General features: G+C 68.0%; 19 protein-coding genes. 7 read left to right on the top strand and 12 right to left on the bottom strand.

What is annotated here, in order from left to right; translation table 11 throughout:
• Positions 1-78: 78 nt before the first annotated feature.
• The 5 genes from E5A74_RS18770 (at position 79) to gltB (ending at position 8,527) form a co-directional block, all read left to right on the top strand.
• Positions 79-1,008: a complex I NDUFA9 subunit family protein gene (locus E5A74_RS18770; RefSeq protein ID WP_135987173.1), complete on the top strand. Its 930-nt coding sequence runs from the start codon at positions 79-81 to the stop codon at positions 1,006-1,008.
• Between the two features lie 63 nt (positions 1,009-1,071).
• Complete coding sequence (locus E5A74_RS18765) at positions 1,072-1,872, top strand: undecaprenyl-diphosphate phosphatase (RefSeq protein WP_135987172.1); 801 nt, start codon at positions 1,072-1,074, stop codon at positions 1,870-1,872.
• 123 nt (positions 1,873-1,995) lie between these two features.
• Positions 1,996-3,444: an NAD(P)-dependent oxidoreductase gene (locus E5A74_RS18760; RefSeq protein WP_135987171.1), complete on the top strand. Its 1,449-nt coding sequence runs from the start codon at positions 1,996-1,998 to the stop codon at positions 3,442-3,444.
• Between the two features lie 10 nt (positions 3,445-3,454).
• Positions 3,455-3,982 (top strand): hypothetical protein, encoded by a 528-nt coding sequence (locus E5A74_RS18755; protein WP_135987170.1) that lies wholly within the window; start codon positions 3,455-3,457, stop codon positions 3,980-3,982.
• Between the two features lie 30 nt (positions 3,983-4,012).
• Positions 4,013-8,527 carry a glutamate synthase large subunit gene (gene gltB / locus E5A74_RS18750; protein WP_135987169.1) on the top strand — a complete coding sequence of 1,505 codons (4,515 nt, stop codon included), beginning with the start codon at positions 4,013-4,015 and terminating at the stop codon, positions 8,525-8,527.
• On the opposite strand, the gene E5A74_RS18745 is transcribed toward gltB, so the two are convergent.
• The gene (locus tag E5A74_RS18745) at positions 8,528-8,866 is read right to left on the bottom strand and encodes a hypothetical protein (RefSeq protein ID WP_135987168.1); all 339 of its coding nucleotides are present in this window, start codon (positions 8,864-8,866) and stop codon (positions 8,528-8,530) included.
• Between the two features lie 105 nt (positions 8,867-8,971).
• Between E5A74_RS18745 and E5A74_RS18740 the strand changes: the two genes are divergently transcribed.
• Both E5A74_RS18740 and E5A74_RS18735 read left to right on the top strand, forming a co-directional pair.
• Entirely contained in the window at positions 8,972-9,394 is a 423-nt protein-coding gene (locus E5A74_RS18740) for a hypothetical protein (RefSeq protein ID WP_135987167.1), read from the top strand.
• 45 nt (positions 9,395-9,439) lie between these two features.
• Complete coding sequence (locus E5A74_RS18735) at positions 9,440-10,111, top strand: glutathione S-transferase family protein (protein ID WP_135987166.1); 672 nt, start codon at positions 9,440-9,442, stop codon at positions 10,109-10,111.
• Here E5A74_RS18735 and E5A74_RS18730 read toward each other — a convergent pair.
• From E5A74_RS18730 to E5A74_RS18680, 11 genes are all read right to left on the bottom strand, one after another.
• Positions 10,108-10,506, bottom strand: coding sequence for a flagellar export chaperone FliS (locus E5A74_RS18730; RefSeq protein WP_135987165.1), 399 nt, complete (start codon positions 10,504-10,506; stop codon positions 10,108-10,110). The genes E5A74_RS18735 and E5A74_RS18730 overlap by 4 nt on opposite strands.
• A gap of 4 nt (positions 10,507-10,510) precedes the next feature.
• Positions 10,511-11,944, bottom strand: coding sequence for a flagellar filament capping protein FliD (gene fliD, locus E5A74_RS18725; RefSeq protein ID WP_135987164.1), 1,434 nt, complete (start codon positions 11,942-11,944; stop codon positions 10,511-10,513).
• A 42-nt stretch (positions 11,945-11,986) separates the two neighbouring features.
• Positions 11,987-13,123 carry an EscU/YscU/HrcU family type III secretion system export apparatus switch protein gene (locus E5A74_RS18720; protein WP_135987163.1) on the bottom strand — a complete coding sequence of 379 codons (1,137 nt, stop codon included), beginning with the start codon at positions 13,121-13,123 and terminating at the stop codon, positions 11,987-11,989.
• Entirely contained in the window at positions 13,123-13,893 is a 771-nt protein-coding gene (gene fliR / locus E5A74_RS18715) for a flagellar biosynthetic protein FliR (protein WP_135987162.1), read from the bottom strand. The genes E5A74_RS18720 and fliR overlap by 1 nt, the downstream gene beginning before the upstream one ends.
• A 135-nt stretch (positions 13,894-14,028) precedes the next feature.
• Positions 14,029-14,298, bottom strand: coding sequence for a flagellar biosynthesis protein FliQ (gene fliQ, locus E5A74_RS18710; RefSeq protein WP_135987161.1), 270 nt, complete (start codon positions 14,296-14,298; stop codon positions 14,029-14,031).
• A gap of 2 nt (positions 14,299-14,300) precedes the next feature.
• A complete protein-coding gene (fliP, locus tag E5A74_RS18705; RefSeq protein WP_135987160.1) occupies positions 14,301-15,122 on the bottom strand; it encodes a flagellar type III secretion system pore protein FliP in 822 nt (273 codons plus the stop codon).
• On the bottom strand, positions 15,122-15,376 hold the full coding sequence (locus E5A74_RS18700) for a flagellar biosynthetic protein FliO (RefSeq protein ID WP_135987159.1): 255 nt from the start codon (positions 15,374-15,376) through the stop codon (positions 15,122-15,124). The genes fliP and E5A74_RS18700 overlap by 1 nt, the downstream gene beginning before the upstream one ends.
• On the bottom strand, positions 15,373-15,672 hold the full coding sequence (fliN, locus tag E5A74_RS18695) for a flagellar motor switch protein FliN (protein WP_135987158.1): 300 nt from the start codon (positions 15,670-15,672) through the stop codon (positions 15,373-15,375). The genes E5A74_RS18700 and fliN overlap by 4 nt, the downstream gene beginning before the upstream one ends.
• Positions 15,669-16,616 carry a FliM/FliN family flagellar motor switch protein gene (locus E5A74_RS18690; RefSeq protein WP_135987157.1) on the bottom strand — a complete coding sequence of 316 codons (948 nt, stop codon included), beginning with the start codon at positions 16,614-16,616 and terminating at the stop codon, positions 15,669-15,671. Before E5A74_RS18690 ends, fliN begins: the two co-directional genes overlap by 4 nt.
• A gap of 6 nt (positions 16,617-16,622) precedes the next feature.
• Entirely contained in the window at positions 16,623-17,252 is a 630-nt protein-coding gene (locus E5A74_RS18685) for a flagellar basal body-associated FliL family protein (RefSeq protein WP_135987156.1), read from the bottom strand.
• Between the two features lie 17 nt (positions 17,253-17,269).
• The gene (locus tag E5A74_RS18680; protein WP_135987155.1) at positions 17,270-18,388 is read right to left on the bottom strand and encodes a flagellar hook-length control protein FliK; all 1,119 of its coding nucleotides are present in this window, start codon (positions 18,386-18,388) and stop codon (positions 17,270-17,272) included.
• Positions 18,389-18,393: the final 5 nt, after the last annotated feature.

Raw genomic sequence — 18,393 nt, 5'->3', positions numbered from 1 at the left:
TCGCACAGCGCAGGCGGCTTGCCGTTTGCGCGGCCACGCGGCATGGGGTGCGGCTCGCACGAGGCTCAAGAGGCAGGCATGAAGGACAGGCTGGTAACGCTGATCGGCGGCGGCGGATTTCTGGGGCGCTATGTCGCGCAGGAACTCTATCGCGCCGGCGCACGGGTGCGAATCGCGCAGAAGCGGCCGCGCGACGCCTGGTTCCTCAAGCCGCTGGGCGGGCTCGGCCAGACCCAGTTCGCCGCGGCCGACGTCACCCGGCCCGATACGATCGCCCGCGCGATCGAGGGATCGGACGCGGTGGTCAACCTCGCCGGCACTTTCGGCAGCGCGATGACCAAGGTCCATGTCGATGGCGCCCGCAACGTCGCCGAGGCGGCGCGCGCCGCCGGCGTCGCGGCGCTGGTGCATGTCTCGGCGCTCGGCGCCGATGCCGATTCGCGCGCCGCCTATGGCCGCTCCAAGGCGCAGGGCGAGCAGGCCGTGCAGGCAGCCTTTCCCGCCGCGACGATTTTGCGACCCTCGGTGCTGTTCGGACGCGAGGACAATTTCGTGAATCGCTTCGCCGGCATGATCGCCAGCGCGCCAGTGGTGCCGGTGCTGCGCGCCGAGGCGCGCTTCCAGCCCGCCTATGTCACCGACGTCGCCACCGTCGTGGTCAAGGCGATCGCCGATCCGGCGCGGCATGGCGGCCATGTCTACACGCTGGGCGGCCCCGATGTGCTGACCTTGCGCGACCTCTATCGTTGGATCGCCGGCGCGATCGGCCGTGACGCGCATTTCGTCGAGCTGCCCGACGCGCTGGGCGGGCTCGTCGCGATGGTCCCCGGCACCCCGATCACCACCGACCAGTGGCGCATGCTCCAGCAGGACAATATCGTCCCCGCCGGCGCCGAGGGCTTCGCGGCGTTCGGGATCACGCCGACTCCGCTGGCCACGGTGGCGCCGGCATGGCTGGTGCGCTTCCGCCGCCACGGCCGCTTCGGCCAGCTCGATCCGGTCGCCTGATCCAGCCCATCCCTCGGGCCGGCGCGGCGCCGGCCGCCGCGTGAACGAGAGGCCCCTACCCGCATGACCGAATTTCTCGTCGCGATCCTGCTCGGCATCGTCGAAGGCATCACCGAGTTTCTCCCGGTCTCCTCGACCGGACATCTGATCCTCGCCAGCGAGCTGATGGGCTATGACGCCGCGCAATGGGCGGTGTTCAACATCGCGATCCAGCCCGGCGCGATCCTCGCGATCGTCGTGCTCTACTGGCGGACCTTCCTCGCGGTTTTCAAAGGGCTGCTGCGCCGGGAAGCGGCGTCGGTGGCGTTTGTCCGCAATTTGCTGATTGCCTTCATCCCCGCGGTGATCCTCGGCCTCGCCTTCGGCGACCAGATCGACGCCTTGCTGGAGAACGCCGTGGTCGTTGCGTGGGCGCTTATCGTCGGCGGCGTCGCGATTCTCGTGATCGAGCGACTCGTGCGGACCGAGAACGTCCTCGGCATCGCGGGGGTCTCCACCGGCCAGTCGATCAAGATCGGGCTGGTCCAGTGCCTTGCGATGATCCCGGGCGTCAGCCGGTCGGGCGCGACGATCATGGGCGCGATGGCGCTCGGCATCGACCGCCGCACCGCCGCCGATTTCAGCTTCTTCCTCGCGCTGCCGACCTTGACCGGCGCCACCGTGCTCCAGCTCTACAAGCATCGCGACGCGATCACCGGCGATGGGCTCGAGCTGATCGCGATCGGTTTCGTCGTGAGTTTCGTAGTGGCACTGGTGGTGGTGAAGGCGTTCCTCGCCATCGTGACCAAACACGGATTCGCACCCTTTGCATGGTACCGAATCATTGCGGGAGCAGCGGCATTGGCTTGGCTTTCGGCACGGTAGGGCCATATCGGACCTTAAAACGCGCAACATTTTTGCGTTTCGCGCCGCATTAAAGCGAAAACCGACGATATAGGTCAGTATTGCTGCTTTATCTTTGCCGCGGCCTTGAGTAGGGCGCGCGGCATGGCAGACGATGCGATGCTCAAATTCGTGGCGCGCGGGCAGCAATACCCCGCAAAGCGCTCGGCAGAACTCCGCGCGGAAGACTTTCGCGAGATCGCGGACCGCTACGCGGTGCCCGACGCCGAGGCGCAGGCCGGGCGCTGCTCGCAATGCGGCGTCCCCTATTGCTCGGTGCATTGCCCGCTGCACAACCATATCCCCGACTGGCTCCGTCTGACCGCCGAGGGCCGGCTGCGCGAGGCGTATGAGCTGTCGAACAGCACCTCGACCATGCCGGAGATCTGCGGCCGCATCTGCCCGCAGGATCGGCTGTGCGAAGGCAATTGCGTGATCGAATTCTCTGGCCATGGCGCGGTGACGATCGGCTCGGTCGAGAAATTCATCACCGACAAGGCGTGGGAAGAAGGCTGGGTCGAGCCCGTCCGGGTCGGTCCCGCGCGGGGCCAGTCGGTCGGTGTCATCGGCGCGGGACCAGCCGGGCTGAGCGCCGCCGAATATCTGCGCGAGATGGGCTATGACGTGCACGTCTACGACCGGCACGATCGCGCCGGCGGACTGCTGACCTATGGCATTCCGGGCTTCAAGCTCGAGAAGGAAGTCGTGATGCGCCGGGTCGCGCGCCTCGAAGAGGCCGGCATCGTCTTCCACACCAGCTTCGAGGTAGGTCGCGAGGCGACCCTCGACACGCTGCGCGCGAGGCACGACACGCTGCTGATCGCCACCGGCGTCTACAAGGCGCGCGCGATCAAGGCGCCGGGCGTCGGCGCCGCGGGCATTGTCGAGGCGCTCGACTATCTCACCGCGTCGAACCGCAAGAGCTTCGGCGATGCGGTTCCCGAATTCGACAATGGCGGTCTCGATGCCGCGGGCAAGCATGTCGTGGTGGTCGGCGGCGGCGACACCGCGATGGACTGCGTACGCACGGCGATCCGCCAGGGCGCCGCCTCGGTGAAGTGCCTCTATCGGCGCGACCGCGCCAACATGCCCGGCTCGCAGCGCGAAGTCGCCAATGCCGAGGAGGAGGGCGTCGAGTTCGTCTGGCTGTCGGCTCCGGACGCCTTTGACGGCGGCGACAAGGTGACCGGCGTGCGCGCGTCGAAGATGCGGCTCGGCGCGCCCGATGCCTCGGGCCGTCGCGCGCCCGAGGTCGATCCCGGCGGCGGCTTCCAGCTGCAGGCCGATCTGGTGATCAAGGCGCTCGGCTTCGAGGCCGAGGACCTGCCCAAGCTGTTCGGCGCGGAAGGGCTTGGCGTAACCCGCTGGGGCACGCTGCGCACCGACGGCAAGACGATGATGACCAGCTTGGACGGCGTGTTCGCGGCGGGCGACATCGTCCGCGGCGCGAGCCTCGTCGTCTGGGCGATCCGCGACGGCCGCGACGTGGCGGCGCACATGCATGCGTGGATGAAGGCGCGCGCCGGGGCGAGCGTCCCGGCGCAGGCGGCATGAGGCGCGGGCGATGATCCTGCTCTCCGTCCTTCTCGTCCTTGCCGGGCAGGGGGTGCCCGCGCCCGACCATGCGGCGCACGTCGATCGGCTGCTCGCCGCGCTGCCGCCGAGCACCCGGCCCGGTGCCGGCCAAGGCGATGGCGAGACCGAAGCCGACGCCGCGGACATCAAGCGCCTCGTCGCCGCCAACCCGGGCAAGGAAGCTGCGGTCCGCGCGGCGATCGCGGCGCGCGTTGCGTGCGTCGACAAGGCATCGCGCGAATTCCCGATGCGCGCGCTACGCAAGTCGGCCGAGATGCTCACCGACGCCGAGCTCGACAAGCTCACCGAATTTTATTCGGGACCCGATTATGCGCGGCTGCTCGCCGCAGGCGACAAGGCCGACATGAAGCCGTTCGTCGAGCGCTATCCGATCGAGCGCTTCATGGAAGTCACGCGCAAGGCGATGGCCGACGCGCCGACCGAGATGTTCGCAGAATATGATGCCTGCGCGGCCAATGCCAGAACGAGCCTCGCCGCCGCCGGCGTGAAGGACTGACGCGCGAGATCGCGCTTCGAGGATAAGATGATGACCGACCCGAACCAGACCGCCGAACGCGAACGCCTCGCCCGCGAAGGCATGTACCGCCCCGAATTCGAAGGCGATGCCTGCGGCGTCGGCCTCGTCGCGGCAACCGACGGCCAGCCGTCGCGCCGCGTCGTCCAGTCGGCGATCGATGCATTGAAGGCAGTGTGGCACCGCGGCGCGGTCGATGCCGACGGCAAGACCGGCGACGGCGCGGGCATCCATGTCGATCTGCCGGTGCGCTTCTTCGACGACGCGATCGCCGCGGGCGGGCACCGTGTGCTGCCGAATCGCCTCGCTGTGGGGATGATCTTCCTGCCGCGCACCGATCTCGGCGCGCAGGAAGCCTGCCGCACGATCGTCGAATCGGAGATCATCGAGGCCGGCTACACCATCTATGGCTGGCGCCAGGTGCCGGTCGACGTCTCGGTGATCGGGATGAAGGCGCAGGCGACGCGCCCCGAGATCGAGCAGATCATGATCGCCGGCCCGATGCCCGCCGAGGTCGATGCCGCCGAGTTCGAGAAGAACCTCTATCTGATCCGTCGCCGGATCGAGAAGGCGGTGATCGCCGCGCAGATCAGCGGTTTCTACATCTGCTCGCTGTCGACGCGCTCGATCATCTACAAGGGGTTGTTCCTCGCCGAGAGCCTTGGCGACTTCTACCCCGATCTCAAGGACGAGCGCTTCACCAGCCGAGTGGCGATCTTCCACCAGCGCTACTCGACCAACACCTTCCCGCAATGGTGGCTGGCGCAGCCGTTCCGCTGCCTCGCACACAATGGCGAGATCAACACGATCCGCGGCAACAAGAACTGGATGCTCAGCCACGAGATCAAGATGGCGAGCATCGCGTTCGGCGAGCGCTCGGAAGACATCAAGCCGGTGATCCCGGCAGGTGCGTCGGACACCGCCGCGCTCGACGCGGTGTTCGAAGCGATCTGCCGCTCGGGCCGCGACGCGCCGACCGCCAAGCTGATGCTCGTCCCCGAAGCGTGGGACGAGAACACGCCCAAAACGCATCTCGACATGTACAAATATCTCGCGAGCGTGATGGAGCCGTGGGACGGCCCCGCGGCGCTGGCGATGACCGACGGCCGCTGGGCAGTCGCCGGGGTCGATCGCAACGCGCTGCGGCCGCTGCGCTACACCCAGACCTCCGATGGGCTGCTGATCGTCGGCTCCGAGACCGGCATGGTCCAGATTCCCGAATCGAGCGTCGTCGCCAAGGGCCGGATGGGCCCGGGGCAGATGATCGCCGTCGATCTCGAAATGGGCGTGCTGCTCGACGACGCGGCGATCAAGGACCGCATCGCCGCCGAGGCCGATTATGCCGCGATGATCGGCGAGTTCCTCTCGGTCGACGACCTCCCCGCGCCGCAGGCGACGCCTTATTATGACCGCGCCGAGCTCACCCGCCGCCAGGTCGCGGCGGGGCAGACGCTCGAGGACATGGAGCTGATCCTCTCGCCGATGGTCGAGACCGCCAAGGAAGCGATCGGCTCGATGGGCGACGACACGCCGCTCGCGGTGATCTCGGACAAGCCGCGGCTGATCAGCCAGTTCTTCCGGCAGAATTTCAGCCAGGTCACCAACCCGCCGATCGATTCGCTGCGCGAGCGGCAGGTGATGACGCTCAAGACGCGCTTCGGGAACCTCGCCAACATCCTCGACACCGAGGGGACGCAGGGCCGGGTGCTCGTGCTCGACAGCCCGGTGCTCACCAATGCGGACTGGTATCGCCTGCGCGGCCATTTCGGCTCGCAATGCGCCGAGATCGACTGCACCTTCCCCGCGGGCGACGACCCCGAGGAGCTGCGCGTCGCGATCAAGCGCATCCGCTACGAAGCCGAGCAGGCGGTCCGCGCCGGCTGCACCGAATTGTTCCTCACCGACGAGCATATCGGTCCCGACAAGGTGGCGATTGCCGGCGTGCTCGCCGCCGCCGCGGTGCACACGCACCTCGTCCGCCGGGGCCTGCGCTCCTATGCCTCGGTCAACGTGCGCACCGCCGAGTGCCTCGACACGCATTATTACGCGGTGCTGATCGGCGTCGGCGCGACCACGGTGAACGCCTATCTCGCCGAAGCGGCGATCGCCGATCGCCAGGCGCGCGGGCTGTTCGGCGAGCTGAGCCTCGATGAAGCGCTCAAGCGCCACCGCAAGGCGATCGACGAGGGCCTGCTCAAGATCCTCTCCAAGATGGGGATCGCGGTGATCTCGTCGTACCGCGGCGGCTATAATTTCGAGGCGGTCGGGCTTAGCCGCGCGCTGGTCAACGACCTGTTCCCCGGCATGCCCGCCAAGATCTCGGGCGAGGGCTATGCCTCGCTCCATCTCTCGGCACGGCTGCGTCACGAGGCGGCGTTCGACCGCGCCGTCGCGGCGCTGCCGATCGGCGGCTTCTATCGCCAGCGCCATGGCGGCGAAACGCATGCCTATTCGGCGCAGCTGATGCACCTGCTGCAGACTGCGGTCTCGACCGACAGCTATTCGAGCTATCTGCAATTCGCCCGCGGCGTGCGCGATTTGCCCCCGGTCTATCTGCGCGACCTGCTCGAGTTCAACTTCCCCAACGAAGGCATCGCCATCGAGCAGGTCGAGGCGATCACCGAGATCCGCAAACGCTTCGTCACCCCCGGCATGTCGCTCGGCGCGCTCTCCCCCGAGGCCCACGAGACGCTGGCGATCGCGATGAACCGGATCGGCGCCAAGGCGGTGTCGGGCGAGGGCGGCGAGGACAAGATCCGCTACAAGCCGTACGAGAATGGCGACAACGCCAATTCGGTGATCAAGCAGATCGCGTCGGGCCGGTTCGGCGTCACCGCCGAATATCTCAACGCCTGCGACGAGATCGAGATCAAGGTCGCGCAGGGCGCCAAGCCCGGCGAAGGCGGCCAGCTGCCCGGCTTCAAGGTGACCGAATTCATCGCGAAGCTGCGGCACTCGACGCCGGGCGTGACGCTGATCAGCCCGCCGCCGCACCATGACATCTATTCGATCGAGGACCTCGCCCAGCTCATCTACGATCTGAAGATGATCAATCCGCGCGCGCGAGTCTGCGTCAAGCTGGTCAGCTCGGCGGGCATCGGCACGGTCGCGGCGGGCGTCGCCAAGGCGCATGCCGACGTGATCCTCGTCGCCGGCCATGTCGGCGGCACCGGCGCGAGCCCGCAGACCTCCGTCAAATATGCCGGCACGCCGTGGGAAATGGGCCTCACCGAAGTCAACCAGACGCTGACGCTCAACGGCCTGCGCGGCCGGGTGAAGCTGCGCACCGATGGCGGGCTCAAGACCGGGCGCGACATCGTCATCGCCGCGATCCTCGGCGCCGAGGAGTTCGGCATCGGCACGCTCAGCCTCGTCGCGATGGGCTGCATCATGGTGCGCCAGTGCCATTCGAACACCTGCCCGGTGGGCGTCTGCACGCAGGACGAGCGGCTCCGCGCCAAGTTCGTCGGCACGCCCGAGAAGGTGATCAACCTGATGACCTTCATCGCCGAGGAGGTCCGCGAGATCCTGTCGAAGCTCGGCTTCAAGAGCCTCGACGAAGTGATCGGCCGCACCGAGCTGCTCCGTCAGGTCAGCCGCGGCGCCGAGCATCTCGACGATCTCGATCTCAACCCGATCCTCGCCAAGGTCGATGCCGACGATGCCGAGCGGCGCTTCAGCCTGTCGACCTTCCGCAACGAGGTTCCCGATAGTCTCGACGCGCAAATGATCAAGGACGCGGCGCCGGTATTCGCGCGCGGCGAGAAGATGCAGCTCACCTATACGGTGCGCAACACGCACCGCGCGGTGGGGACGCGGCTGTCGAGCGCGGTGACCAACAAGTTCGGCATGTCGACGCTCAACGACGGCCATGTCCATGTCCGGCTGCGCGGCTCGGCGGGCCAGTCGCTCGGCGCGTTCCTGTGCAAGGGCATCACGCTCGAAGTGTTCGGCGACGCCAACGACTATGTCGGCAAGGGGCTTTCGGGCGGCGTCATCGTCGTCCGGCCGATGGTGAGTTCGCCGCTCGCCAGCCAGCTCAACACGATCATCGGCAACACGGTGCTCTACGGCGCGACCTCGGGTCGGCTGTTCGCCGCGGGCCAGGCCGGCGAGCGCTTCGCGGTGCGCAACTCGGGCGCCGAAGTGGTGGTCGAGGGCTGCGGCGCGAATGGCTGCGAGTACATGACCGGGGGCACCGCGGTGGTGCTCGGCAAGGTCGGAATGAACTTCGGCGCCGGCATGACCGGCGGCATGGCCTTCATCTACGACACCGATGGCTGTTTCGAGCAGCGCGCCAATCCCGAAAGCATCGTCTGGCAGCGGCTGAGCTCGGCGCATTGGGAGGGCAAGCTCCGGGCGATGGTCGAGGCGCATGCCGAGGCCACCGACAGCAAATGGTCGCAGGGCATTCTCGAGGATTGGGACCGCACGGTTGGCCATTTCTGGCAGGTGGTGCCGAAGGAGATGCTCACCCGGCTGTCGCACCCGCTCGACGACGCCGTGGAAGCGGTCGCCGCCGAATAACTAGCGAACGATGCTCGCCGCGATGCGCGGGGGTGGCGTCGCACCGACCATCCCCAAGGCAAGTGTCTTGACGATGCGCCACGCGAGCGGCGCGGGCGCGGGCCGTTCGTCCTCGCGCTCGGCAGCCTCGACGAGCAGCGCGCGCGCTGCCCCGGCGCAATCCGACAGGACGCGGATCGGGATGCCGCCCAGCGCGAGCGTCACCGGACAGTCCGTTCGCGCATGCTGCAGATTGCGCGCATAGGCGGGGATGTCGTGCCACGCGAAAAGCGATAGCAGCACCAATGCTTGGGGCTGGCTATAGGCGATCGCCACGGTGACGAATGGGTCGTCGGACACGCCCCAGAGTGGCTCGCCCGCGCGCGTGGGGCAAGCCCATGTTCATCGCGTGCTAAGCCGTTGGGAAGCATGTATAAGCCGTTCCTGACGACTCGGGAGAATGTCATGCGTCTGGTCTCCGCTGCCGCCGTCTTGTGCGCCATTGCCCTGCCCGCCGCCGCGCAATCGCAGCGCGAGGCCGATGCCGTGCGCGCGCTCAACGAACCGATGGTGCAGGAAGGCATCGCCATGGCGATGACCGGACTCGCCGGCATCGTGCTCGATACGCGGGTCGGGCCGCTGGCGCGCTATGCCGATCCCGATGCGGACATCCGCCCCTCGGACACGCTGCGCGACCTCGAGCGCCGCAGGGATCCGCATTTCGAGGCGAAGCTGCACGACCGGACGCGGCGCGCGGTTGCCGCCACCGGCGCGATTGCGGGAGACGCGTTGGCGATGTCGGGCGAGCTGGCAAAGACCGCCGACCGGCTGCGCGATGCGCTCGCCCCGCTGGCAGGCGCGATCGAGGCCTATAGCGACGATAATTGACGCATCGGCTGGACGCGCGACGCGTCTCCAGTAGATACGGGCTGCATGTGGCAGCTCCTTCAATTCCCGCTCTGTCCCTTTTCCCGGAAAGTGCGTCTGCTGCTCGGCGAGAAGGGCATCGGCTATGAGCCGGTGCGCGAATCGCCGTGGCTGCGCCGCGACGAGTTTCTCGATCTGAACCCGACCGGCCAGGTGCCGGTGATGGTCGATACCGAGCGCGGGGTGACGCTGATCGATTCGACGGTGATCTGCGAGTTCTTCGAGGAGACCGTCAGCAAGAACGCGATGATCAATGGCACCGCCACCGACCGCGCCGAGATCCGCCGGCTGGTCGTGTGGTTCGATCACCATTTCTACGGCGACATCACCGCGCCCCTGCTCCACGAGCGGATGATCAAGCGCGTCGTCCACAAGATGACGCCCGACGCCAAGGCGCTGCGCGAGGCGATGAAGGCCGCGGTCGCGCATCTCGACTATATCGATTACCTCCTCGACCACCGCACATGGCTCGCCGGCCCGACGATGAGCCTCGCCGATCTCGCCGCCGCCGCGCAGATCTCGATCGCCGACTATCTCGGCGGGATCGACTGGAAGAGCCACGAACAGGCCAAGCGCTGGTATATCGGCATGAAGAGCCGGCCGAGCTTCCGGCCGCTGCTCTCCGAGCGGATGGAGGGGATCCCGCCGCCCGCGGATTATGAGAAGCTCGACCTCTAGGACGCGCGCACGCTCGCCCAGGCGCTGCCGATCTCCTCGAGGCTGGTCGCAGCCTCGCGGAAGGGCGCCGGATCGGTGCCGATGCTGGCGTGGAGCACTTCCTGACGCAGCCCGTGATAGAAGGTCGCGAGCGTGCGCGAGACCTCCCCGCCCCTGTCGAAATCGAGCCCGGCCTCGAGCGCGAACAGGATCGCGGTGGCACGGGCGACACGCTCGCTCTTGATCGCATATTGCCGCCCTTCGGCGGCGCAGGCGGCGGCGCGCAGCGCGGCGACGCCTTCCTCGTAGAGCAGCCCGACCAGCCGATGCGAGTCGGCGCCGGTGGTGCGCCCGGCAAGGTCGATCTGCCGATAAGTCGCGGCGGGGTTGGCGAGGGCGGTGGCGTAACGGGTCATCGCATCAATTGTCCGAATTCCACGCCTTGATCTGATTTTCGAGGAAGGTCTGGGTCGACTTGTACGCCGCCACCTTCGAATCCATCGCCGCGAATTGCTGCGTCATCCGCGTCCGCAGCTTCTCGGTCGCGGCGAGCACGTCGGCCTTGTCGTCGGCGATGCTGTCCTGCGCCTTGGTGTAATTGAGCACGCTGGCGCTGAGTCCGGTGACCTCGTTCTGCGTGCCGAGCGTCGCGGTCTTGCCGATCGCGCTCTCGGCGACCGTGGAAAGCGCCTTGGTGAGCCCTGCATTGGTCGCGAACATCGCCTCGATCTGGTCGGGATAGCTGTTCAGCACCTTGGCGAGCCGGGTCGAATCGACGCGGAGCGTGCCGTCGCGCTGGGTCGCGACGCCGATATCGGCGAGCCTGCTCGGGATCTCGTCGGTCGCGCCGGGAATCAGGCTGGTGATCGTCAGCCCCTTCATCTGGCGCAGCAGGTCCTTCGCGGCGGGATCGCCCCGCAGCGGCCCGTCGATCGGATCGACCGCCTCGCGCACCATCTTGTAGAGCTCGTTGAAGGTATCGACGAAGTTGGTGACCGCATCGCTCAGCGCGGTGGTCGGCCGCGTCGAGCCGATGGAGACCTTCGTGCCGACCGCGGCGGCGACGAGATCAAGCCGCACGCCGGGGATCAGATTGGAGATACTGTTGGTCGGATAGGTGACCTCGACGCCGTCGAGCGTCAGCGCCGCATTCTGCGCGGTGGTATTGATCGTCGAACCGTTCGCATTGCGGCCGATGTCGAGGCTGGCCAGCGCGCCGCTGCCCGAAAGCTCGAAAGCCTGCGAGGCACCGGTGCTGCTCTTGACCACCAGGCGCGCGCCGCTGCTGTCGGTGACGATCGAGGCCGTGACTCCGGCATTGGCGGCGTTGATCGCGTCGGCGACGCCCTGCAGCGTGTTGTGCTGCGCGTCGATTGCGATATCGATCGGCGCCGCGGCGCCCGCAGTGAAATCGGTCATCGCGCCGTCGCTGACGGTGGCGGTGCCAAAGGTCAGCGTCAACGTGCCGGTGCCGATCACCGTCGCCGCACCTTCGGAGAAGGCGGCGGTGCTGGCAACCTGCCCTTGGGCGAGTTGCCGCACCTCGACGCTCGCGCTCAGCCCCGCCAGCGTCGCGCCCGGCAGGCGCGTGGTCGTGACGATGGCGCTGTTTCCGCTGGTCGGCTGGGTGGCAAGCGTGCCGCTCGCGGTCAGCTGCGACAGCGCGCTCGAAAATTGGCTCATGTTGCTCTTGAGCGCGCTGGCGGCAGAGATCTGCGCGGTGAGCTTCTCCCCCTTCGCCTCGAGCGTGGCGTTCTTGTTGGCGAAGGTCGCATCGACGAGATCGCCGACCAGCGACGAGATGTCGATGCCCGATCCGGTTCCCAGCGTCTTTGCGATCGATTCGATGGCCATCACTTCCCCCTGATCCAATAAGCGGCCGCGCAAGCGCGCGCTTTAGGCCGGGCGCGCCATTTTCTGCCCGTTCTCGTCGAACAGCGCGCCGGACGGGACGGTGACCGCGGGTTGCGTGCCGCCGGCGCGCGCGTTGACGCCGAAGACGAAGGCGAGGACGGTCGCGATCGCGAGATAGAGATCGTCGCGGATCTCCTGCCCTTCGCGGCTGGTGTAATAGACCGCGCGGGCGAGCTGGGGATATTCGAGCACCGGCACCTCGAACTCGGCCGCGAGCTCGCGGATCGCCAGCGCGGTCTGGCCGCGGCCCTTGGCGACCACCACCGGCACCTGGTCCTTGCCCGAATCGTAGCGCAGCGCGACCGAGAAGTGCGTCGGGTTGGTGAGTACGACATGCGCGGTCGACACCGCCTTGCGATAGCCGCCCTTGAGGATCTCGCGCTGGCGCTGGCGCTGCGCCGCCTTGAGCTCGGGCGAGCCTTCGGTTTCCTTGTGCTCCTCCTTGACCTCCTGCTTGGTCATGCGGAGCTGGCGGAAGTGGCGGATCATCTGGATCGGCACGTCCACCCCGGCGATGATCAGCAGGCCCGCGGCCATCACGAACAGCAAGGTGACGAACTGGCCGCCGAGCGCGCCGACCGCGCCGTTGAGGTCCGCGGCGACCAGCCCGAGCGACTGACGGGTGATCGAATGCAGCATCCACGCGCCCATCGCGCCGAGCAGCACCACCTTGAGCAGCGACTTGCCGAGCTCGATCCAGCCGGTCGGTCCGAAGATGCGCTTGAGCCCCGACCCCGGATTGATCCGCGAGGCCTTGGGGGCGAACAGCTTGCTGTTCCAGCCGATCGCGCCGAGCCCGGCCTGGCTGAGGATCGCGCCGATCACGGTGAGCGCGAACAGCCCGGCGAGCGAGGGGGCGAGCTTCCACCCCGCCGCCGCGAGCGGCCGCCACGGCTCGAAATGCTCGACATCGCCGCGCCCGAACGAAAAGCTCGCGGTCATCACTTCCTTGCACGCGCCGATCAGCGACGGGCCGAGAAACGCCATCCAGGCGCAGCCCAGCAGGATCACCAGCGCGGTGCCGAAATCCTTCGATTTGAGGAGTTGGCCTTCTTCGACGGCCTTGCGCTTGCGCCTGGCTGTTGGGGCTTCCGTCTTCTCGCCGAAGCTCTCCGCCATCAGCCGAACACCAGCCGGGGCGCGGCGTCGAGCGCCTCGCGGATGATCACGAGCAGATAATCGCCCATTGCCGGCAGCGCGAGCAGGACCGCGACCACGCCCATGGCGAGGCTGGCGGGCAGGCCGACCGCGAACAGGTTGAGCGCCGGCGCGGCGCGGCTGAGCATGCCGACGACGACATTGAGGCAGAGCAGCAGGAAGCCGACCGGGAGCGCGAGCAGCAGCCCGGCGAGGAAGACATAGCCGCCGAACAACGCGATGCCGAGCAGCCGCTCGGGCGCCAGCCACGCGCCGGGCGGCATCGCGGCATAGCTGCGCACGACGAGGTCGACGAGGACGAGATGCCCGTCGACCGCGAGGAACAGCAAAGTCAGCAGCAGCGACAGGAACTGGCCGAGCGCCGGCGTGGCATGGCCGCTATTGGGATCGACGGCGTTGGCGAAGCCCAGCCCCATCGACATGCCGATGACTTCGCTGGCGACCATCGGCGCGGCGAAGGCGATCTGGAGGACGAAGCCGATCGCCAGCCCGATCAGCGCCTCTGCGGCGATGGCGAGCATCGTGGTGAGCGAGAAGATCTCGGCCGGCGGTGTGATCGTCACGGTGTTGAGCACCAGCACGCCGATCGCGCCGGTGAGCGCGATCCGCGCGGGCAGCGGAATCGAGACCGCGCTGAACACCGGCGCCGCGATGAACGCCGCGCCGATCCGCACCATCGCGAACAGCAGCGCCCAGAGTTGCGGCTCGATCGAGAGGCCGAAGCCCATCATCTCAGTTCGCCTGGAGCTGCGGGCGCGAGTGTGCGTGCGCGTAAAGCTGGAAACACGGCGCGATGCCCGGGCGGCGGGGAAGCCGGGGTTCCCGCTTCCACCGGCGCACGGGAAAGGGCGGCGCGGCCGGCGGCGTCACTTCACCAGATCCGGAATGCGTTCGAAAATACTCGTGGTGAAGTCGCCGATCAGCCCGAGAATCATGCCCCCGAAGATGACGAGGCTCACCGCGACGACGATCAGCTTGGGAACGAAGGTGAGTGTCTGCTCCTGGATCGAGGTCGCCGCCTGGACCATGCCGAGGATCAGGCCCGAAAGCAGCGCGGGGATCAGGATCGGCGCCGCGGCGAGCGCCATGATCCACATCGCCTCGCGTGCGACGGTGAGGAAATAATCGGCGTCCATCGCTAGGTCCCGAAGCTCGCGGCAAGGCTGCCCATGGTCAGCGCCCAGCCGTCGACGAGGACGAAGAGCAGCAGCTTGAACGGCAGCGAGATGATCGTCGGCGACATCATCATCATGCCGAGGCTCATCAGCACCGTCGCGACGACGAGATCGATGACGATGAAGGGCAGGAAGATCAGGAAGCCGATCTGGAAGGCGGTCTTCAATTCGCTGGTGACGAAGGCGGGGAGCAGCACCGAGAAGGGCACGTCGGCCGGCTTCGCATAGGGGCCGCTCTTCGCCATGTCGGCGAACATCTTCACGTCGCGGTTGCGCGTCTGCTTGAGCATGAAGCCGTGCAGCGCCTCGCCGGTGCCGGCGATCATCTGCGTCGCGCTGATCTGGCCGGCGGCATAGGGCTGGATCGCGGTGGTGTTGGCCTGGTTGATCACCGGCGACATGATGAAGAAGCTCAGGAACAGCGAGAGGCCGATCAGCACCTGGTTGGGCGGGGTCTGCTGGAGCCCCAGCGCCTGGCGCAGGATCGCGAGCACGATGATGATCCGGGTGAAGCTGGTCATCATCAGCAGGATGCCTGGCAGCACCGTGAGCAGACCCATGATGATGAGGACCTGCAGCGACAGGCTGAGCGGCGCATTGCCGCCGCCGAGATCGCCGAGCGCGCGATCGACCGCGTCGCCGACGCCGGGCGTCGGAACGGGTGCCGGCGCCGGCACGCCCTGGGCGAATGCCGGCGCGGCGAAGAGAATGAAGAAGGCGAGCAACCCGACGAACAGCGCTGCGCGCCCGCCGATCGTGCGGGGTGCCGTGAGGGCGGTGAGCATCAGCCTTGCGCCTTGTCGACCAAAGTGACGCCGCCGCGGCTCACCGAGACGAGCAGCTTCCGCCCCTCGAACTCGACCACCGCGAGCCGCAGACCGGGCGCCAGCATCATCGTTTCCTTGACCTGGACCATCCGCGTGCCCTGGTTCTTCGGCAGCCGCGCCTCGAGCTTGCGCCAGGCGTAGAGGCAGCCGATCAGCAGCCCGCAGACGAGCGGGAGCAGGATCACCAGCTTGAGGATGTACGACCACATCATGCGCGGGCGGTCCGCTTCTCGGGACTGACCAGCTCGGTCATCCGCACGCCGAACTTCTCGCCGACGGTGACGACTTCGCCGCGGCCGATCAGCGTGCCGTTGACGAAGATGTCGAGCAGCTCGTTGGCGTCGCGGTCGAGCTCGATCACGCTCTCCTCGCCGAGCGCGAGCAATTCGCGCAGCGACAGCGAGGTCGAGCCGATCTCGACGGTCAGCTTGACATCGACGTCCTGGAGCAGCCGGAAATTGGCCGCCACGGCAGTGTCGACGGGGAAACCCCCGGCCATCTCGTTCATCGGAAATCCTCTTCGCTGAACTCTTCGAGTTGGGTGAGCCGGACCGCGGCGCGGCCATTGGCGGTGCCGACAAGGCCAGTGCCGAGGCGGCGCGACGCCACCATCACCGGAACCTCGGGGCCGAAATCGATCGGGATCACGTCGCCCTGCTTGAGATCGAGCAGCAGCCCGAGCGGGACGACCGGCTCGGCGAGCACCGAGCGGATCGGGAATTTGACGCCCATCACCGCACGGGTGAGGCCGCTGCGCCATTCGGGCTCGACCTCGGCGGGGACGCCGTGAACCTTGACCGTCAGCGCGCCGCCGTGCGGCTTCAGTGCCGCAATCGGGTAGAGGATGTCGACAAAGGCAGGCTTGCGCTCGCCGATCGCCAGCCCGAAGCGCGTGACCACCACCGGATCGCCGGCGGCGATCTCGGGAAGCGTGCCGATCTGGGCGCCCTCGATTGCGCGGAAGGCAACGCGGGTAAGCGGCTCCCATGCGGCTTCGAGCGGCGACGCGATCGCCCCCGCGAGCCGCGCGGCCAGCGTCTCGGCGGCGGGCGTGAATTCGGTCGGCAGCGGATTGGGGGCCTGGCCGTCACCGCCGAAGAACGCGTCGAGCATCTCGAGCAGATGCTTCGCTTCGAGCACCAGCTGAATGCGGGCCTTGCCGCCGCCCATCGTCAGCGGCTGCCATGCGGTGAGGTCGTGGCCGCGCTCGGTGCGGTAATCGGCCCAGCGCTGGACGGCGAGCGGCTCGGCCCAGACACGCAGATCGGCGCGGCACATCCCGTCGAACACCGGCTTCAGCGCCTTGGCCAGCCGCGCGCAAAGATGCTGGAGCGTGACGAGATCGCCGAACGGATTGAGACTGGCCGTCCCCAGCGCCGGCGCGTGTTCCGCGCTGGCCCGGGGGCGTTCCCGCCGTTCGGTCGTGCCGAGATCTGAAGGGGCGTTAACCATGCCCGTTCACTGAACGATGAAATTGGTAAAGTAGACGTTACTTACGCCGCCGAAACCTTCCTTTTCCTTCAGCACGCCGTTGATCGCCTTGGCGAGACGATCCTGAATGTGGCGCTTGCCTTCGGCGGTGAACACCTCTTCCTCGCTCGTCTCGCCCAGTGCCATCAGCACCTGCGAGCGGATCGCGATCTCGTGCGTCTTGATGTTGTCGAGGACGCGCTCGTCATAGGGCGTCGACACGGCGATGCCGACCTGGACGAAATGGACGCTGTCCTGGAGATTCGAAGTGAACTCCTTCTCGAGCGGGTAGTAGCTCGAGGCGTATTTGTCGCCGCCTTCGCCCTTCGGCGTCGGCTTGCCGTGCGCGGCGCTCGCGGCTTCCTCGCCGCCGCCGCCGTGACCGCCTTCGCCGCCGCCGGCCGAGCTCGTGCGCTTCTCTTCGCTTTTCGGGACGAGCTGGGGCTCGTCGTCATGCGCATCGGCGGGCTTCACGCTGAACCAGCCGGCCTGCATGCCGTAGACCGCGGCGCCGCCGCCGGTGCCGAGCAGGGCGATCGGAACCCCGACCAGGATGAGCAGCTTGCCGCCCTTTTTCTTGCGGGGCGCGGGCGCGGTTGCGTCAGGGGTATCGGCCATGATGGTCTCCGTGGGTCTCAGGCGATGCGGTCATCGGTTGCGGTAGTGGTCGCGTCGGCCGCTTCGGGCCCGCGCGGTGCGGAGGATTGCGGCGACAGCTCGGGCTGGCGCTCGCGGGGCGAGCCGTGCCCGGCGCCGCCGGTGTCGACGCTGGTCTGTCCGAGCTTGACGCCGCGCGCCTCGGCCAGCTCGGACAGGCGCGGCTGGGCATCGGTGAGCAGCTGGCGCGCGGCCTGCGTCTCGGTGGCGAAATGGACATGGATGCGATCGCCGTCCTGGCGGATCGAGACGTCGACCTTGCCCAGCGCCTCGGGCGACAGGCTCAGCCTGGTTTCGCCGCGCGACGCGTCACGCATCGCCTCGAGCTGATCGACCATCTGCCCGGCCCATTCCTGGCGGCGCATGTCGAGCACGCCCTGCTGGATGTCGGTCGGCGCGGCGATCGCATGCGGGCGAACGATATCGGCGAAGGGCGTCGGCCCGCCGGCGGGCAGCAGATCCTGCACCAGCGTGCGGCGCGTTTCGGTCGGCGTCGCGGCCGCGGGGGCTGCAGCGAGCAGCGCTGCAGCCAGCTGCGGCGCGGCGGCCGGAGACGGTGCTTCCGCCGGCGCGGGCTGCGCCGCCGGGGCGACCACGCGAAGCTTGATCGGCGCGGACTGCTCGGCGGCGTCCGGCGCGGCGGGTTTTGGGTGCAGCTCGATTGCCGCTGCATCCGGTTCGGCTTTCACGGTTTCGGCGCCGGTACCGTCTCCCGCGATCGGCAGCGGCGGCATGGGAAGGCTTTCCGCTTGCTCCGCGTCGGGGTCGAGGCCGATCGCCACCGGGCGGGCGGCCATGGCGAGCGGCGTGGTCGGCGCGGGCTGGGGTGCCACGGGGAGGGCAAACCAGGCGAAGGCGATGTCTTCGCCGTCGACGTCGGCGCCCTCGTCTTCCGCGTCGGTGTCGGGCGTGCCTTCCGGCAGCGTCTTGCCGGGGGCGGCAAGGATTTGCCGGCCGGGCGCGGCGATGTCATCGGCCTCGCCCGCCGCAGCATGCGCCGCGGGCAGCGCGAAGCCGCCCGCCGAGCCCGATACGGGCGCGCCCGGACGGACCGGGCCGTGCGGTAGTGCGGCAACGAGCGACGAAAGCTGGATCAACTGCG

It is taken from the genome of Sphingomonas naasensis, assembly GCF_004792695.1.
GTDB lineage: Bacteria > Pseudomonadota > Alphaproteobacteria > Sphingomonadales > Sphingomonadaceae > Sphingomonas > Sphingomonas naasensis.
Note: the sequence above shows the minus strand (reverse complement) of the source record. Positions and strands in the feature narration are given on the sequence as shown.

Coding starts and splice junctions, on each gene's coding strand:
- E5A74_RS18770 (WP_135987173.1), top strand. CDS start 79: ATGAAGGACAGGCTGGTAACGCTGATCGGCGGCGGCGGATTTCTGGGG.
- E5A74_RS18765 (WP_135987172.1), top strand. CDS start 1,072: ATGACCGAATTTCTCGTCGCGATCCTGCTCGGCATCGTCGAAGGCATC.
- E5A74_RS18760 (WP_135987171.1), top strand. CDS start 1,996: ATGGCAGACGATGCGATGCTCAAATTCGTGGCGCGCGGGCAGCAATAC.
- E5A74_RS18755 (WP_135987170.1), top strand. CDS start 3,455: ATGATCCTGCTCTCCGTCCTTCTCGTCCTTGCCGGGCAGGGGGTGCCC.
- gltB (WP_135987169.1), top strand. CDS start 4,013: ATGACCGACCCGAACCAGACCGCCGAACGCGAACGCCTCGCCCGCGAA.
- E5A74_RS18740 (WP_135987167.1), top strand. CDS start 8,972: ATGCGTCTGGTCTCCGCTGCCGCCGTCTTGTGCGCCATTGCCCTGCCC.
- E5A74_RS18735 (WP_135987166.1), top strand. CDS start 9,440: ATGTGGCAGCTCCTTCAATTCCCGCTCTGTCCCTTTTCCCGGAAAGTG.
- E5A74_RS18730 (WP_135987165.1), bottom strand. CDS start 10,506: ATGACCCGTTACGCCACCGCCCTCGCCAACCCCGCCGCGACTTATCGG.
- fliD (WP_135987164.1), bottom strand. CDS start 11,944: ATGGCCATCGAATCGATCGCAAAGACGCTGGGAACCGGATCGGGCATC.
- E5A74_RS18720 (WP_135987163.1), bottom strand. CDS start 13,123: ATGGCGGAGAGCTTCGGCGAGAAGACGGAAGCCCCAACAGCCAGGCGC.
- fliR (WP_135987162.1), bottom strand. CDS start 13,893: ATGATGGGCTTCGGCCTCTCGATCGAGCCGCAACTCTGGGCGCTGCTG.
- fliQ (WP_135987161.1), bottom strand. CDS start 14,298: ATGGACGCCGATTATTTCCTCACCGTCGCACGCGAGGCGATGTGGATC.
- fliP (WP_135987160.1), bottom strand. CDS start 15,122: ATGCTCACCGCCCTCACGGCACCCCGCACGATCGGCGGGCGCGCAGCG.
- E5A74_RS18700 (WP_135987159.1), bottom strand. CDS start 15,376: ATGATGTGGTCGTACATCCTCAAGCTGGTGATCCTGCTCCCGCTCGTC.
- fliN (WP_135987158.1), bottom strand. CDS start 15,672: ATGAACGAGATGGCCGGGGGTTTCCCCGTCGACACTGCCGTGGCGGCC.
- E5A74_RS18690 (WP_135987157.1), bottom strand. CDS start 16,616: ATGGTTAACGCCCCTTCAGATCTCGGCACGACCGAACGGCGGGAACGC.
- E5A74_RS18685 (WP_135987156.1), bottom strand. CDS start 17,252: ATGGCCGATACCCCTGACGCAACCGCGCCCGCGCCCCGCAAGAAAAAG.